The 15,899-nt window shown below is 72.6% G+C and carries 16 protein-coding genes; 4 read left to right on the forward strand and 12 right to left on the reverse strand.

Going from position 1 to position 15,899, the window contains the following annotated elements; all coding sequences use genetic code 11:
* Window positions 1-61: 61 nt before the first annotated feature.
* The 5 genes from rmdB to ACZ6IM_RS35730 form a co-directional block, all read right to left on the reverse strand.
* Entirely contained in the window at window positions 62-2,290 is a 2,229-nt protein-coding gene (gene rmdB / locus ACZ6IM_RS35710; protein ID WP_052838466.1) for a cyclic Di-GMP phosphodiesterase RmdB, read from the reverse strand.
* Window positions 2,291-2,547: 257 nt separating this feature from the next.
* Window positions 2,548-4,755, reverse strand: a complete 2,208-nt coding sequence (gene ligA, locus ACZ6IM_RS35715; RefSeq protein ID WP_469562575.1) for an NAD-dependent DNA ligase LigA — start codon at window positions 4,753-4,755, stop codon at window positions 2,548-2,550.
* Between the two features lie 15 nt (window positions 4,756-4,770).
* Window positions 4,771-5,766 carry a methionine synthase gene (locus tag ACZ6IM_RS35720; protein ID WP_052838468.1) on the reverse strand — a complete coding sequence of 332 codons (996 nt, stop codon included), beginning with the start codon at window positions 5,764-5,766 and terminating at the stop codon, window positions 4,771-4,773.
* A 64-nt stretch (window positions 5,767-5,830) separates the two neighbouring features.
* A complete protein-coding gene (locus tag ACZ6IM_RS35725; RefSeq protein ID WP_469562578.1) occupies window positions 5,831-6,520 on the reverse strand; it encodes an SDR family oxidoreductase in 690 nt (229 codons plus the stop codon).
* Between the two features lie 49 nt (window positions 6,521-6,569).
* On the reverse strand, window positions 6,570-7,109 hold the full coding sequence (locus ACZ6IM_RS35730; RefSeq protein WP_052838527.1) for an LOG family protein: 540 nt from the start codon (window positions 7,107-7,109) through the stop codon (window positions 6,570-6,572).
* A gap of 91 nt (window positions 7,110-7,200) precedes the next feature.
* Here ACZ6IM_RS35730 and ACZ6IM_RS35735 point away from each other — a divergent pair, with 91 nt between their 5' ends.
* Both ACZ6IM_RS35735 and ACZ6IM_RS35740 read left to right on the forward strand, forming a co-directional pair.
* Window positions 7,201-7,533 (forward strand): DUF427 domain-containing protein, encoded by a 333-nt coding sequence (locus ACZ6IM_RS35735; protein ID WP_052838470.1) that lies wholly within the window; start codon window positions 7,201-7,203, stop codon window positions 7,531-7,533.
* Between the two features lie 37 nt (window positions 7,534-7,570).
* Complete coding sequence (locus ACZ6IM_RS35740) at window positions 7,571-8,350, forward strand: alpha/beta fold hydrolase (protein WP_052838471.1); 780 nt, start codon at window positions 7,571-7,573, stop codon at window positions 8,348-8,350.
* Between the two features lie 49 nt (window positions 8,351-8,399).
* Here ACZ6IM_RS35740 and mnmA read toward each other — a convergent pair whose 3' ends face one another.
* Entirely contained in the window at window positions 8,400-9,530 is a 1,131-nt protein-coding gene (gene mnmA, locus ACZ6IM_RS35745) for a tRNA 2-thiouridine(34) synthase MnmA (RefSeq protein ID WP_469562594.1), read from the reverse strand.
* Between the two features lie 60 nt (window positions 9,531-9,590).
* Between mnmA and ACZ6IM_RS35750 the strand changes: the two genes are divergently transcribed.
* On the forward strand, window positions 9,591-10,304 hold the full coding sequence (locus ACZ6IM_RS35750; protein WP_052838473.1) for an N-acetylmuramoyl-L-alanine amidase: 714 nt from the start codon (window positions 9,591-9,593) through the stop codon (window positions 10,302-10,304).
* Between the two features lie 15 nt (window positions 10,305-10,319).
* Here the strand turns inward: ACZ6IM_RS35750 and ACZ6IM_RS35755 are convergent, their stop codons facing one another.
* The 3 genes from ACZ6IM_RS35755 to ACZ6IM_RS35765 all read right to left on the reverse strand — a co-directional run bounded on the left by ACZ6IM_RS35755 (window position 10,320) and on the right by ACZ6IM_RS35765 (window position 12,108).
* Window positions 10,320-11,489, reverse strand: a complete 1,170-nt coding sequence (locus tag ACZ6IM_RS35755) for a cysteine desulfurase family protein (protein WP_052838474.1) — start codon at window positions 11,487-11,489, stop codon at window positions 10,320-10,322.
* A 90-nt stretch (window positions 11,490-11,579) separates the two neighbouring features.
* Window positions 11,580-11,891, reverse strand: coding sequence for a hypothetical protein (locus ACZ6IM_RS35760; protein ID WP_052838475.1), 312 nt, complete (start codon window positions 11,889-11,891; stop codon window positions 11,580-11,582).
* A 49-nt stretch (window positions 11,892-11,940) separates the two neighbouring features.
* Entirely contained in the window at window positions 11,941-12,108 is a 168-nt protein-coding gene (locus ACZ6IM_RS35765) for a hypothetical protein (protein ID WP_052838476.1), read from the reverse strand.
* A 126-nt stretch (window positions 12,109-12,234) separates the two neighbouring features.
* Here ACZ6IM_RS35765 and ACZ6IM_RS35770 point away from each other — a divergent pair, with 126 nt between their 5' ends.
* The gene (locus ACZ6IM_RS35770) at window positions 12,235-12,861 is read left to right on the forward strand and encodes a TetR family transcriptional regulator (RefSeq protein WP_052838477.1); all 627 of its coding nucleotides are present in this window, start codon (window positions 12,235-12,237) and stop codon (window positions 12,859-12,861) included.
* A 12-nt stretch (window positions 12,862-12,873) separates the two neighbouring features.
* Here ACZ6IM_RS35770 and ACZ6IM_RS35775 read toward each other — a convergent pair whose 3' ends face one another.
* The 3 genes from ACZ6IM_RS35775 to ACZ6IM_RS35785 all read right to left on the reverse strand — a co-directional run bounded on the left by ACZ6IM_RS35775 (window position 12,874) and on the right by ACZ6IM_RS35785 (window position 15,890).
* Window positions 12,874-13,734: a thioesterase family protein gene (locus tag ACZ6IM_RS35775; protein ID WP_469562600.1), complete on the reverse strand. Its 861-nt coding sequence runs from the start codon at window positions 13,732-13,734 to the stop codon at window positions 12,874-12,876.
* Between the two features lie 62 nt (window positions 13,735-13,796).
* On the reverse strand, window positions 13,797-14,456 hold the full coding sequence (locus ACZ6IM_RS35780; protein WP_052838479.1) for a trimeric intracellular cation channel family protein: 660 nt from the start codon (window positions 14,454-14,456) through the stop codon (window positions 13,797-13,799).
* Window positions 14,457-14,534: 78 nt separating this feature from the next.
* Window positions 14,535-15,890 carry an ABC transporter ATP-binding protein gene (locus ACZ6IM_RS35785; RefSeq protein ID WP_469562604.1) on the reverse strand — a complete coding sequence of 452 codons (1,356 nt, stop codon included), beginning with the start codon at window positions 15,888-15,890 and terminating at the stop codon, window positions 14,535-14,537.
* Between the last annotated feature and the right edge of the window lie 9 nt (window positions 15,891-15,899).

The raw sequence follows: 15,899 nt of genomic DNA on the forward strand, positions 1-15,899 counted from the left end.
ACACGGGTCGACGGCGTGCCGCGGTCGGCGGCGTGCCGCGGTCGGCGGGGGGGTGGTCAGGTCACTCGTCGCTCGCTGCCGCGGGCAGTGCGGCGGCGGCTCGGACCCAGCCGCGGGAGCCGCGGGCGAGCAGCCAGGCGGTGGTCTCCTCCGGCGGCATCGCGGCGGCGACCAGCCAGCCCTGTACGGCGTCGCAGCCGAGGTCCCGCAGACGCTCCCAGGTCTCGTCGTCCTCCACGCCCTCGGCGACGACGAGCAGGCCGAGCGAGTGGGCGAGGTCGACGGTGCAGCGCACGATCTCGGCGTCCTCGTTGTCGATGGCCAGCCGGGCCACGAACGAGCGGTCGATCTTCAGCTCGCTGACGGGGAGCCTGCGCAGGTGGACGAGGGAGGAGTAGCCGGTGCCGAAGTCGTCCAGGGACATCTTGACGCCGTGTCCGGTCAGCGCGTTGAGGGTGTCGGCCGCACGCTGCGGGTCCTCCAGGAGGACGTGCTCGGTGATCTCGAGTTGGAGCGCTCCCGCGGGGACGCCGTGCCGGGCGAGCCGGGCGGCCACCGAGCCCGCGAAGCCGGGGGTGTGGACGTCGCGGGGCGAGACGTTGACCGCGACCGGCACGAACAGCCCCTGGGCACGCCACCGGGCGACCTGGCCCAGCGCCGTCTCCAGTACGTACTCGGTGAGGTGGGGCATCAGCCCGGAGGACTCGGCGATGGCTATGAACTCGTCCGGCGGCACCTTGCCCCGCTCGGGGTGCACCCAGCGCACCAGGGCCTCCAGGCCCGCCACCTGCCCGTCGAAGCGGACCTTGGGCTGGTAGTGCAGCTGGACCTCGTGGGCGTCCAGGGCCCGGCGCAGGTCGCCGAGGAGGCCGAGCCGGTCGGGGGTGTTGGAGTCCCGCTTGGACTCGTAGACCTCCACGCCGGTGCGGTCCCGCTTCGCCTGGTACATCGCCACGTCGGCGCGGCGCAGCAGGCCCTCGGCGTCCAGCGCGTGGTCGGGGAAGACGGCGACGCCGGCGCTGGCCTCCAGGACCAGGGTGAGCCCGTCCAGGTCCATCGGGGAACTCAGCTCGGCCACCAGGCCCCGGGCGATCCGGGTCGCCGACGTGGTGGAGTCGGCGACGGGCAGTAAGACGGCGAACTCGTCACCGCCGAGCCGCGCGGCCTCCGCCCCGCGCGGCAGGGCCTGCCGCAGCCGGTCGGCGGTCTGGAGCAGCAGCCGGTCGCCGGCGAGGTGCCCGAGCGTGTCGTTGACCGACCGGAAACGGTCGAGGTCGATCAGCATCAGGGCGGCGCGGGCGCCGATGCGCTCGGCGTCGTCCAGCGCGGTCCAGGTGCGCTCCAGAAGCCACTGCCGGTTGGGCAGGCCGGTGAGCGGGTCGCGCAGCTGCTCCTCGGCGCGGGCGCGGGCGATCCACAGTGTGGAGTCGAGGGCGATGAGCGGGATGGCGAACAGCGGCAGCAGCAGCGGCTTGGCGACGGCGACGACGCAGATCAGCGGGGCGATGCCGAGCAGGGCGATGGCGAGCAGACCGTGTCTGACCAGGGCGGTGCGGGCGACGGTGGGCAGGCCGGGGCGCGGGGTCTGGAGGTACCACAGCTGGGTGCGGGTGACGGCGAGGTAGGCGACGGCGACCAGCACCACCTCGAGAACCGCGTACAGCCCCCAGGTGTCGGGGTCCCAGGGGTGCTCCACGGACGGGACGGAGCCGCAGACGCCGAGGAGCAGGGCACCCGCGGCGATGCCGAGGATGTCCACCGCGCCGTGCAGGACGCCCTGCCGCCAGCGGCCCCGGCGGGCTATGCCGACCAGCACGACGACGGTGAGGCTGACCATGCCGGCCGGAATCCAGCCGTACAGCAGCAGGACAGCGAGGGTGAGGGCGGCGCCCGAGCCGGTGCCGCCCCACCAGCGGGAGCGGCCGAGCATGACCAGGTGGCCGACGACGATGCCGGCCAGCACGGCCAGGGACCAGCCGACGGTGCCGGCCGGGAAGAGGGCGTGTCCGTCGCTGAACGCCCGGTAGAAACCGGCGCCCAGGACGAAGGCGGCGGTCGCGACGATCGCCGCGGGCAACGCGGGCCAGGACAGGTGCCGTTCACTGTCCGGGTCGGCCGCGCCGTGGAGGTGGCCGGGGGCGCGGCCGGCGGCCTGCGGCACGCGGGTGCCCGTCGCGGGATGCGGGACGCCACCATCGCGTTGCCCGAGCCACCGGCTCACGTGCCACGCGTCCACCATGCGACGCAGGCTCAGCCGTGAGCCCGCGGCGGCGCTCTCGGTCGGTTCCATTCCCGTCCCTCTCACAGCCGGCGGTGCCCACGCCACGCGGCCCCCGCCTCGACCACCTTCAACGGCTCCGCATTGGAGACCCCTCCCCCTGTCGCTCGGGGCAGGGGGGTGCCCCGACCGCAGCTGGGCACGGCGGGCGCACACCTCAACAGTAGGCCGCGGAAGGCTTCCAGGGGCACTGGTCGTCGACGGTTGCCCGAATGCCACCCGGCCACCCGTATGCATCTGATATGCGCCGATCGGGTGGCCTTCAACCGCTATTCCTCAGCCGAAAGCGCGACGTCCGCCGCCGCTTCGGGTCCTTGTTCGAGCAGAACGGCGAAACCGTCCTCGTTCAGAACCGGCACTTTCAGCTGCATCGCCTTGTCGTACTTCGAACCGGGGTTGTCACCGACCACCACGAACGACGTCTTCTTGGACACCGAACCGGTCACTTTGGCGCCCCGGCTCTGCAGGGCGTCCTTGGCGCCGTCCCGGGTGAAGTTCTCCAGGGTGCCGGTGACGACGACGGTGAGTCCTTCGAGCGGGCGCGGTCCCTCGTCCTCCCCCGTCGAGCGGTCCTCCAGGGGGACTCCGGCCGCTTTCCACTTGCGCACGATCTCGCGGTGCCAGTCCACGGCGAACCACTCCTTGACGGCGGCGGCGATGGTGCCGCCCACGCCGTCCGTGCTCGCCAACTCCTCCTCGGTGGCCTGCTCGATGCGGTCGATGGAGCGGAACTCCCGGGCGAGTGCCTGGGCGGCGACCGGCCCGACGTACCGGATGGAGAGGCCGTTGATGAAGCGGGCCAGCGGGCGGGTCTTGGCCTCCTCGATGTGCTGGAGCAGCGCGAGGGTGTTCTTCTTCGGCTCGCCCTCCTTGTTGGCGAAGACCGTGGCGATCTTCTCCTCGCCGGTCTTGGGGTCGCGCTTGGGCAGCCCGCTGTCGGGGTCGAGGACGTACGCCTTGATGGGCAGCAGCTTCTCGACGGTGAGGTCGAAGAGGTCGCCCTCGTCCACCAGCGGTGGCTCGGACGGCTCCAGCGGCCCGGTGAGCGCCGCCGCCACGACCCCGCCGAAGTGCTCGATGTCCAGGCACTCCCGGCCCGCGAGATAGGCGACCCGCTCGCGCAACTGGGCCGGGCAGGCGCGGGCGTTGGGGCAACGGAGGTCGATGTCGCCCTCCTTCATCGCCTTGAGCGGCGTCCCGCACTCGGGGCACTTCGCCGGCATCACGAACTCCCGCTCGCTGCCGTCCCTGAGGTCGGCCACCGGTCCGAGGATCTCCGGGATCACGTCACCGGCCTTGCGCAGCACCACGGTGTCGCCGATGAGCACCCCCTTGGCCTTGACGACCTCCTGGTTGTGCAGCGTGGCGAACTCCACCTCGCTGCCGGCCACCGTCACCGGCTCGACCTGCGCGTACGGCGTGACCCGGCCGGTGCGGCCGACGCCCACCTTGATGTCGACGAGCTTGGTGTTGACCTCCTCCGGCGCGTACTTGTAGGCGATGGCCCAGCGGGGTGCGCGGGCCGTGGAGCCGAGGCGGCCCTGGAGGCGGATCTCGTCCAGCTTGACGACGACGCCGTCGATCTCGTGCGCGACGGAGTGCCGGTTCTCGCCGTAGTAGGCGATGAAGTCCCGCACCCCGTCCAGGCCGTCGACCACCCGGTTGTGCGGGGAGGTGGGCAGGCCCCAGGTCTTCAGCAGGTCGTACGCCTGGGAGAGGCGGGTCATGCCCGAGTAGCCCTCCAGGATGCCGATGCCGTGGACCACCATGTGCAGCGGGCGGGAGGCGGTGACGCGTGGGTCCTTCTGGCGCAGCGAACCGGCCGCGGCGTTGCGCGCGTTGGCGAAGGGCTTGTCCCCCGCCTCGTTCAACCGGGCGTTGAGCTCCTGGAACTTCTCCATCGGGAAGTAGACCTCGCCCCGGATCTCCACGAGGTCGGGGACCTTGTCGCCCGCCAGGCGCTCGGGGATCTCGGCGATGGTGCGGACGTTGGGCGTGATGTCCTCGCCGGTGCGGCCGTCACCGCGGGTGGCGGCGCGGACGAGGCGGCCGCGCTCGTAGGTGAGGTTGACGGCGAGTCCGTCGACCTTCAGCTCGCACAGGAGGTGGTACTCCTGCTCGCCCAGCTCCCGGGCGATGCGCTCGAACCAGGCGGCCAGCTCGTCGTCGTTGAAGGTGTTGTCCAGGGAGAGCATCCGCGTGGGGTGCTGCACGGCCGTGAACTCGGTCGCGTAGGCACCGGCGACCTTCTGGGTCGGGGACTGGGGGGTGCGCAGCTCCGGATGCCGCTCCTCCAGCTCCTCCAGGGTGCGCAGCAGCCGGTCGAACTCCGCGTCGCTGACGACGGGCGCGTCGTTCACGTAGTACCGGAAGCGGTGCTCCTCGATCTGCTCGGCGAGCTGCGCGTGCCGCTCCCGCGCCTCGGCGGGCACGCTCGTCGTCTCCGCCTGCTTGTCGCCCTGCTTGTCGCCGGCCACCGTATGGTCCTCCCGTTACTCTGGGTTGTCCGCGAGAGATCTTGCCGCCCGGACGCAGTGGGCGAGCGCGCGCCGGGCGTAGTCCGGGGAGGCACCCGCGAGTCCGCACGCCGGAGTGACGGTGACCGCCTCCGCGAGCAGCTCCGGACGCAGCCCCAGCCTGCGCCACAGCGTTCTGACACCCATGACGCTACCGGCCGGGTCTGACAATGCGGTGTCCGTGCCCGGCACGACACCGGTGAACAGCCGGGTGCCGCCCTCGACGGCCTCACCGATCGCGTCGTCGTCACGCTCGGTGAGAAGCGAGAAGTCGAAGGAGACGCCCGCGACGCCCGCCCGCCGCAGCAGGGCGAACGGCACGTCCGGCGCGCAGGAGTGGACCACGACGGGGCCGTCGGCGTGCACCCCGGCGACCTCGCGCAGTGTCGCCTCCACGACCTGGCGGTCGACGGCGCGGTGGGTGCGGTAGCCGCTCGCGCTGCGCACCTGTCCGCGCAGGACGGCGGTGAGGGAGGGTTCGTCGAGCTGGAGGACGACGCGGGCACCCGGCACCCGGCGCCGTACCTCGGCCAGGTGCAGGCGCACGCCCTCGGCGAGCGAGGCGGCGAGGTCGCGACAGGCGCCGGGGTCGGACAGGACCGCCTCGCCGTTGCGCAGTTCCAGGGCGGCGGCGAGCGTCCACGGGCCGACGGCCTGGACCTTGAGCGGCCCCTCGTAGTCCTGGGTGAACTCCTCCAGGGCGTCCAGGTCCTCCCGGAGCCAGCCCCGGGCCCGCTTGGTGTCCCGGCCGGGCCGGTCGCCGAGCCGCCAGCCGCTGGGCTCCACGCGCGCGTACAGCTCGACGAGCATCCCGGCGGTGCGGCCGATCATGTCGGCGCCGGGGCCTCGGGCGGGCAGCTCGGGGAGGAAGGGGAAGTCCTCGAAGCTGCCGGTGGCGGTCCTGGCGGCCTCCCGGGCGTCCTGGCCCGGAAGGCTGCCGATGCCGGTGGCGGGGGCGAAGGTGTCGTTCACGGGGCAAGCCTACGCAGGGGCGCGGGGCCGGAATTCGCCCCCGCCGCCCCTCGCGAGAGGTCGCTCACCGTCCCGGGCGCACCGTCAGGTCGTTGACCTCCGCGTCCCTCGGGAGGTCCAGGGCCATCAGGATCGTCGTGGCGACGGACTCGGGGTCGATCCACTGCGCCGGGTCGTACTCCTTGCCCTCCTGCTGGTGGACCTTGGCCTGCATGGGGCTGGCGGTGCGGCCGGGGTAGACGGAGGTGACGCGGACGCCGTTCGCGTGCTCCTCCTGGCGCAGGGCGTCGGCCAGGGCCTTCAGGCCGTGCTTGGAGGCGCCGTACGCGGCCCAGCCCGCGTGGGCGTTGAGACCGGAGCCGGAGTTGACGAAGAGCACCTGGCCCTTGGCGACGCGGATCTGGGGCAGCAGGAGACGGGTCAGCTCGGCGGGGGCGACCAGGTTGACGTTCAGCTGGTTGAGCCAGGTCTTCGGGGTGAGGTCGCCGACCGGGCCGAGGTCGACGACCCCGGCGATGTGGAGCAGCGAGTCCACGCGGTCGGGCAGGCTCTGGTGGGAGAGGGCCCAGGACAGCTTGCCCGGCTCCGCGAGGTCCCCGACCAGGGTCTTCGCACCCGGGAGCGCGGCGGCCAGTTCCTTGGCGCGGCCCGCGTCGCGCGCGTGGAGCACGATCTCGTCGCCGCGTTCGTGCAGCCGGCGGGCGACGGCCGCGCCGATGCCGGAGCCCGCTCCGGTGATCACATGTGTAGCCATGCCGCCATGCTCGCATCAGCCGGGCGGCGCCCGGAGGCCACCCGGCGCCCTACTCGATGCCCTGGCTCTCCTCCAGGTAGGCGAGCGCGCCGACCGGCTCCTCGGCGAAGAACACCAGCTCGGTGAGGGGGCGGGGCAGGAAACCCTCGTCCTCCATGCGGCGGAACTGCTCCCTGAGGCCGTCGTAGAAGCCCGCGGTGTTGAGCAGGACGACCGGCTTGTCGGTGTGCCCGTGCTTCTTCAGCTCCAGGATCTCGGTGGCCTCGTCGAGCGTGCCGGTGCCGCCCACCATGATGACCACGGCGTCGGCCTTCTCCAGCAGCAGCCGCTTGCGCTCGGCCAGGTCCTTGGCGATCACCATCTCGTCGGCGCCCTCGCGCGCCTTGGCCGCCAGGAAGTCCACCGAGACCCCGAGCAGCCGTCCGCCGGCCTCCTGCACGCCGTCGGCGACGACCTTCATAAGACCGACGTCGGAGCCGCCCCAGACGAGGGTGTGCCGGCCCTTGCCGAGCAGTTCGGCGAACTCCTTGGCGGGGCCCGTGTAGCGCTCGTCGAGGTCGGCGGCGGAGAGGAAGACGCAGATGTTCATGGCCTCCACCGTACGGCCGGGCCCGGAGGGGAAGAACCCGGCCTCCGGGGACGCTGTAGTGACGAAGGCCACTGCCACCAGGAGGACGATCGTGACCAAGGGACTCAAGGGACACCGCATCACCGTCGAACCGAGCGACCGGCACGTGCGCGTGGTGCACGGCGGGCAGGTGCTGGCGGAGAGCGACGGGGCGCTGGTGCTGCACGAGACGGGCTGTCCCGACCGGTACTACATCCCGCCCCGGGACGTACGCGTCGACCTGCTGACCCCGTCCGGCACGACCACCCACTGCCCCTTCAAGGGCGACGCCTCCTACTGGTCGCTGCCGGACGCGGCGGACCTGGTCTGGGCGTACCCGGACCCGAAGCCGGAGGTCGCGGAGATCAAGGACCACCTCTGTTTCTACGAAGTCGAGGTGTCCTGAGCGATGAATCCGGTGCCGTACGGCAGTCTGCACAGGCATGGAGAAGACGACTGTTTCGCGTGACGGCACCCGCATCGCCTACGAACGCTCCGGCCGGGGGCCGGCGGTCGTGCTGGTCAGCGGCGCCATGTCGACGGGTGCCACGACCGCGCCCCTGGCCGCCGAGCTGTCGGGCCGTTTCGACGTCACCGTGTACGACCGCCGGGGGCGCGGCGAGAGCGGCGACACGCCGCCCTACGCGGTGGAGCGCGAGATCGAGGACCTGGCGGCGCTGATCGGGGCGGTGGGCGGCGAGGCGTCGCTGTACGGCATGTCGTCGGGCGGCGCGCTGGTGCTCCGGGCGGCGGCGAGCGGTCTGCCGGTGCGCCGGGTCGCGGTGTACGAGGTGCCGTACGCCATGGACGACGCCGCCGCGCGGGCCGCGGCCGAGTACACCGAGCGGCTGGCCGAGGTGCTGGGGCAGGGCCGGCGCGGGGACGCGGTGGAGCTGTTCCTGCGGCACACGGGGCTGGGCGAGGAGATGATCCGCGGTGCCCGGCAGTCCCCCATGTGGGCCGGGATGGAGTCGGTGGCGCCGAGCCTGGCGTACGACGACGCCGTGCTGGGCGACAGCCGGGTGCCCGCGTCCGCGATCGCCTCGATCGGCGCTCCCCTGCTGGCCCTCGCGGGCGGGGCGAGCGACGCGTGGTGGCACGGGGCCGCCCGTGCGATCGCTCAGGCGGCGCCCGACGGCCGGTACGGCACCGTGGCCGGGCAGACCCACATGGTGGAGCCGGGCGTACTGGCGCCGGTGCTGGCGGAGTTCCTCGCCGGGTGAGCCGACGCCACGGCGGTCACCCTCGCCGTCGTACGCCCCGGCGGACGACTCAGACCGCGCCGGCCGTCGCGCGCGAGGTGGACGCGATCGTCGCGGAGCCCACCACGCGCGTGCCGTCGTACAGCACGATCGCCTGGCCGGGGGCGACGCCGCGGACCGGCTCGGTGAAGGCCACCTGCAGGGTGCCGTCGACCAGTTCGGCCCGTACCTCGGTCTCGCCGCCGTGGGCGCGGAGCTGGGCGGTGTAGGTGCCGGGGCCGGTGGGGGCCGCGCCGCACCAGCGGGGCTTGATCGCGCTGAGGGCGTCGACGTCGAGCGCCTCGGCCGGGCCGACCGTCACGGTGTTGTCCACCGGGGAGATGTCCAGGACGTAGCGCGGCTTGCCGTCGGGGGCCGGGGTGCCGATCCTGAGGCCCTTGCGCTGGCCGATGGTGTAGCCGTACGCGCCCTCGTGGGTGCCGAGCCGGTTGCCCGCCTCGTCGACGATGTCGCCCTCCGCCTTGCCCAGCCGGTCCGCCAGGAAGCCCTGGGTGTCGCCGTCGGCGATGAAGCAGATGTCGTGCGAGTCGGGCTTCTTGGCCACCGCGAGGCCCCTGCGCTCGGCCTCCGCGCGGATCTCGTCCTTGGTGGTGTCCGTGTCGCCGAGCGGGAACATCGCGTGGGCGAGCTGCCGGTCGTCGAGCACCCCGAGGACGTAGCTCTGGTCCTTGGCCATGTCGGAGGCGCGGTGCAGCTCGCGGACGCCGTCCTCGCGCAGGATCACCTTCGCGTAGTGGCCGGTGCAGACGGCGTCGAAGCCGAGGGCCAGCGCCTTGTCGAGCAGCGCGGCGAACTTGATCTTCTCGTTGCAGCGCAGGCACGGGTTGGGGGTGCGGCCGGCCTCGTACTCGGCGACGAAGTCCTCGACCACGTCCTCCCGGAAGCGGTCGGCGAGGTCCCACACGTAGAACGGGATGCCGATGACGTCCGCGGCGCGGCGGGCGTCCCGTGAGTCCTCGATGGTGCAACAGCCCCGGGCGCCCGTGCGGAAGGACTGCGGGTTGGCGGAGAGCGCCAGGTGGACGCCGGTCACGTCGTGCCCCGCCTCGGCCGCGCGGGCGGCGGCGACGGCGGAGTCGACTCCGCCCGACATGGCGGCGAGGACGCGGAGGGGACGGGTGCGCTGCGGGGTCTCAGTCATAACCCCTCCAGAGTACGGGGAGGCGGGAACCGGAGCGCGCGAGTATGCGTTGAAGATCGCATGGGGGCGAAGCAGGGATCCACGAGCGGGTCCACGAGCGGCGGGTCCGCGGACGGCGACCGGCGGATCGGCCGCCGCGCGCTGATCGTCGGCGGTGCGGCGGCGGCCGTGGGCACCGGTGTGCTGGCCCGTGACGAGCTGGCCCGGCTGTGGTGGCGGATACCGGGCGTCGAGCGGCCCCGCGAGGAGGGCGCGGTCGACTACGCGGGCGCACGCTGGGTGGCGGCGTCGGACGCGAACTGGCGGCGGGCGGACCGGCCGGACGACTTCGGCATCGACATGGTGATCGTCCATGTCACACAGGGCAGCTTCGACAGCGCGGTGCGGGCCTTCCAGGACCCGGGGCACAAGGCGGCCGCGCACTACGTCGTCGGGCAGGACGGGCGCGTCACCCAGATGATCCGCGAGCTGGACGTGGCGTACCACGCGGGCAACCGCGACTACAACGAACGCAGTGTCGGCATCGAGCACGAGGGCTTCGTGGACCGGCCGCAGGACTTCACCGACGCGATGTACGCCGCCTCCGCGCGGCTGACGGCGGGGATCTGCGCGCGGTACGACATACCCGTGGACCGCAGGCACATCCTCGGCCACGTGGAGGTGCCGGGCACCGACCACACCGACCCGGGGCCGCACTGGGACTGGGACCGGTACCTGAAACTGGTGCGGCGGGCGGCCACGAGCGGCCCGTCGAAGCCGCCGACCAAGGCCTGAGCCCGACGACGGCGTCTACGACAGCCCCGCCGCCCGAGCCCGTTCCACCGCGGGGCCGATCGCCTTGGCGAGCGCCGCCACGTCGGCCTCGGTCGAGGTGTGGCCCAGCGAGAAGCGCAGGGTGCCGCGGGCCAGGTCGGGGTCGGTTCCGGCGGCCAGCAGGACGTGGCTGGGCTGGGCGACGCCCGCGGTGCACGCGGAGCCGGTGGAGCACTCGATGCCCTGGGCGTCGAGCAGCAGGAGCAGCGAGTCGCCCTCGCAGCCCGGGAAGGTGAAGTGGGCGTTGGCCGGGAGGCGGCCGTCGGGTGCCGGGTCGCCGCCGAGGATCGCGTCCGGGACGGCCGTGCGGACGGCGTCGACCAGGTCGTCGCGCAGGGCGCCGATCTCCCGGGCGAACCACTCGCGCCGCTCGGCGGCCAGGCGCCCGGCGACCGCGAAGGAGGCGACGGCGGGGACGTCGAGGGTGCCGGAGCGCACGTGGCGTTCCTGGCCGCCGCCGTGCAGGACGGGGACCGGGGTGTACTCCCTGCCGAGCAGCAGCGCGCCGATGCCGTAGGGGCCGCCGATCTTGTGGCCGGAAACGGTCATGGCGGCGAGCCCGGAGGCGGCGAAGTCGACCGGGAGCTGCCCGAAGGCCTGGACCGCGTCGGCGTGCAGCGGCACGTCGAACTCGGCGGCCACGTCGGCGAGTTCACGGACCGGCATGATCGTGCCGATCTCGTTGTTGGCCCACATGACGGTGGCGAGGGCCACGTCGTCGGGGTCGCGGGCGATGGCCGCGTGCAGCGCCTCGGGGTGGACCCGGCCGAGGGCGTCGACCGGCAGGTACTCGACCTGCGCGCCCTCGTGCTCGCCGAGCCAGTGGACGGCGTCGAGGACCGCGTGGTGCTCGACGGGGCTGGCCAGGACCCGGGTGCGGGCCGGGTCGGCGTCGCGGCGGGCCCAGTACAGGCCCTTGACGGCGAGGTTGTCGGCCTCGGTGCCGCCGGAGGTGAGGACCACCTCGCTGGGGCGGGCGCCGAGCGCCTCGGCGAGGGTCTCGCGGGCCTCCTCGACGGTGCGCCGCGCCCGGCGTCCGGACGCGTGGAGGGAGGAGGCGTTGCCGGTGACGCTCAGGTGCGCGGCGAGTGCCTCGACTGCCTCGGGAAGCATCGGGGTCGTCGCGGCGTGGTCGAGGTAAGCCATGGTGCGGCCGATTCTACGGGGCGGTTCCGCCCGGTCCCGGAGCAAGGGCCGCCTCGTCGCGCGGCGGCCCGGAGGAGGCCGCGCGGTGGCTCACAGGCTCCAGGACATCGTGTTGTCGGCGGACATGAAGGCCACCAGGACCAGCAGGTCGGCGACGCCCAGGCCGAGGCCGAGGAGGGCCCGGCCGCGGCGGGCGGTGCCGCGCCACAGGGCGATGCCGGCCAGGGCGATGGCGATCGGGCCGAGGAAGACGTTGAGGACGAGCAGACCGAGCAGGCCGAGGACGAAGGAGGCGACGGCCATGCCGTCGGTGTCGTGGATGCCGGTACGACGGGTGGGGCGACTGGCGTCGGTGCTGCCCGTGGTGTCGGTGCTGCGGTGGGCCGGTGCGGTGAGCTGCATGGGGTTCTCCCTGCCGTGCGTCGGTGGACCGTGCGCTGGTGGGCGTGGGTCAGTGGGCGGAGGTGCTCCGTCGGCGGCCGTGCCGCTCGCGGACCGCGAAGACGCCGAGCCAGACGGCGATGACCAGGCCGGCCGCGACGGAGAAGGTGAGCGGTGCGTGGGCGACTGCGCCCAGGACCACACCGAGGAGCAGGAGTGCGACGACGAGAAACACCATGGTGCTGATCCCCCAATCTGCGTGGACACTTCGGTGAACGATTGTGGTTACAGTTGTTCACTGACTTCTCAGTCTAGCGCGTCGCACGGCTTTTCAATTCCGGAGAACAGTTGTTAACTGCATGGCATGAGTCACACCCCCGGCATCCGGCAGGCGCAGAAGCGGAAGACCCGGCAGGCGCTCCTCGACGCGGCGCTCGGCCTGCTGGAGGAGCAGAGCCTGAGCAGTCTCGGCCTGCGCGAGGTCACCCGTGCCGTGGGCGTCGCCCCGACCGCCTTCTACCGGCACTTCCACTCCACGGCGGATCTCGGTGTGGCGCTGGTCGAAGAGGCGCTGGGCAGCCTGCACCCGATGATCCGGACCACGATGTCACCGGCCGAGGACGACGACGAACGCATCGCCCGCGCGGTCGAGTTGATCGCCGGCCATGTGGCCGCGCACCCGGCCCACGTCCGCTTCATCGCGCGGGAACGGCACGGCGGGGTACAGCCGGTGCGCCGGGCCATACGGGAGCAGCTGGCGCGGTTCGCCGAGGAGGTGCGGGCCGAGCTGGCCACGGACGCGTCGGCCGCGGGCTGGAGCGAGACCGATCTGCGCATGCTGGCGGGCCTCTACGTCGACCAGATGCTGATCACGGCGTCCCTGTTCCTGGAGACGCTGGACGCCCCGGAAGAGGAACGCCGCCGGGCCGTCGAGACGGCACGGCGGCAACTGCGGCTGATCAGCGTCGGCCGCAGGCACTGGCTGGACTGAGCAGCCCCCGGGTCAGCCGAGCCGGACCCGGGCCAGCTGGCGGGACTGGGCGACCAGGCGGTCGGCGCTGTCCCAGACCTCGGCGTCCTCCTCCAGGAAGCCGCCGGCGAGGTTGCGGGTGGTGATGGAGACCCGGAGCGGGCCGGGCGCCGGGCGGCACCGCACGTGGACGGTCAGCTCGACCGTCGGCACCCAGCCCTTGAGCCCCAGCTCGAAGGCGGTCGGGGGCAGCGCGTCCACCGCGAGGAGCAGCGAGAGCGGGTCCGCATCGCGGCCGTCGGCGAGGCCGAACCAGGCCCGCATCTCGCCCCGGCCCGAGGGCTGCCCCAGCGCCCAGCCAAGGGTTGCGGGGTCTAGCTTGAGCATCAGCCGGTCGGCGATGGCCGAGCTGCCCTCGACGGGGGCGGGGCCGTCCTCCGGGCCGAAGCACTGGTCCATCGGCGGGATCGTGGGCGGCTTCGCCGAGGTGCGGACGTCGTCCGGCAGCGCGTCGAGGTCGCCGTAGGAGGCGAGGACCCGGATGCGCTCGACCTCGTTGCCCTCGTCGTCGTACTGGAAGAGGGAGGCCTGGCCGGTGGAGAGGGTGCGTCCCGTGCGGACGGTCTCGGTGCGCACGACCGCCGGGCCCGGCCGGGAGGCGGTGAGGTAGTGCGCCGAGATGGTGAAGGGGTCGGGGTGCGGGAGCGCGTCGCCGAGGGCCCGGCCCAGGACGGCCAGCAGATAGCCGCCGTTCACGGCACTGATGATCGTCCAGCCGGCCGACAGGTCGAGGTCGTAGACGCCGGGGGCGCGCGGGGTCACGGCGGTGTCCCGGTCGAACTCGCTGTCGCCGATGGTGGCCCGGGTGGCCGCTGCGGAGGCTGCTTCTGGCATGACTGCACGGTACAACAGGAAACTACTAAGCGGTAGCTTTCCGTGAGTCGTGGGGACCGGGGTCAGTCCCCCTCGACCACCGTCGACCTGCGATTCCAGGCGCGTGGTGCCCGCCAGTGGAAGCGCAGCGCGAGCAGCCTGAGGACGAAGGCCGTGACGACCGCGAGGCCGCTGGTGAGCGGGGTGAGTGCCTCGTAGCGGATGCACAGGGCGACCATCGCGGAGCCGACGATCGCCGGGACGGCGTACAGGTCACGGTCCCAGCGCAGCAGCGAGGGCACCTCGTTGGCGAGCACGTCGCGCAGCACGCCGCCGCCCACCGCGGTGGTCAGGCCCAGGCAGGCGGAGGCGGTCAGGCCGAGGCCGTAGTCGTACGCCTTGGTGGTGCCGGCGACGCAGAACAGGCCGAGGCCGGCCGCGTCGAAGATGTTGACGCCGGTCTGGAGGCGCTCCACATGGGGGTGGAGGAAGAAGACCAGCAGCGTCGCCAGCAACGGGGTGAGGAAGTACCCGAGGTCGGTGAAGGCGGCGGGCGGCACCGCGCCGATCACCAGGTCCCGGAACAGCCCGCCGCCGAGCGCGGTGACCTCGGCGAGGACGGCGATGCCGAAGACGTCGAAGTTCTTGCGTACGGCCAGCAGCGCGCCGGAGATGGCGAAGACGAAGATGCCGACCAGGTCGAGCGTGTGCTGGACGGTGGGGCTGAAGAGTTGCTCGTACACCCTTCCATTCTTACTCGCCAGCGAGCCCCTGCCTTACAAATGAAGGCAGGGGCTCGCTGGCGCGCGAGGTGGGAGAGGTCACTTCTCCTTGGCGGGAGGCTCCTCGGCGGGAGACCCCTCGGCGGCCGGCTCGTCACCGTCCGACGCGGCGCCCTCGGCCGCCTCGGTCTCCGACGGCTCGGAGGCTTCGGTCTCCGACGGCTCGGAGGCTTCGGTCTCCGACACCTCGGACGCCTCGGGCTCCGACGCCTCGGTCTGCGACGCCTCGGTTTCGATCGCCTCGACCTCCGCGGCCACCGCCGCCGAGGTCGCCGCCGACTCGGCCAGCGCCTCCTCCGACACCAGCTCCGCCGCCTCCTTGGCGGCGGTGAGCAGGACGACGTCCTGCGGGGCCTGGTCCTCGAAGTTCTCCGGGTGGTGGCAGGCGACCTGCTGACCCGGCCGCAGCTCCTTCAGCGGCGGCTCGGTGGTGGTGCAGATCTGCGTGGCCTTCCAGCACCGGGTGTGGAAGCGGCAGCCGCTCGGCGGGGAGATCGGCGAGGGCACGTCACCCTTGAGCAGGATGCGCTCGCTCTTGGCCGACTTGCGGGCCGGGTCCGGGATCGGGACGGCCGACATCAGCGCCTTGGTGTACGGGTGCATCGGCGACTTGTAGAGCAGGTCGCGGTCGGCCAGCTCCATGATCTTGCCGAGGTACATCACCGCGATGCGGTCCGAGACGTGCCGCACGACGGACAGGTCGTGCGCGATGATCACGTACGTCAGGCCCAGCTCGCTCTGGAGGTCGTCGAGCAGGTTGACGACCTGGGCCTGGATCGACACGTCGAGCGCGGAGACCGGCTCGTCGGCCACGACCAGCTTCGGGTTGAGCGCGAGCGCGCGGGCGATGCCGATGCGCTGGCGCTGGCCGCCGGAGAACTCGTGCGGGTAGCGGTTGTAGTGCTCGGGGTTGAGGCCGACCACCGACAGCAGCCGCTGCACCTCCTTCTTGACCCCGCCCTCGGGCTGGACGCCCTGGAGCTTGAAGGGGGCGCTGACGATCGTGCCGATGGTGTGGCGCGGGTTCAGCGAGGAGTACGGGTCCTGGAAGATCATCTGCACGTCGCGGCGCAGCGGACGCATGCCGCCGACCCCGAGGTGGGTGATGTCCTTGCCCTCGAACTCGACCTTGCCGGCGGTCGGTTCGAGCAGCCGGGTGATCAACCGGCCCATGGTCGACTTGCCGCAGCCGGACTCGCCCACGACGCCCAGCGTCTCGCCGGCCTTGACCTCGAAGTCGAGGCCGTCGACGGCGCGGACCGCGCCGACCTGGCGCTGCAGCAGGCCCTTCTTGATCGGGAAGTGCTTCTGCAGCCCGGTCACCTTCAGCAGGGTGTCGCCGGGACCGGCGTCCTTGGTGAGGGTGGTGCCGCTGGTCTGTGCGGGGATGGTCACCGCTTTGTC

The sequence above is a fragment of the Streptomyces sp. NPDC042336 genome, from assembly GCF_055581985.1.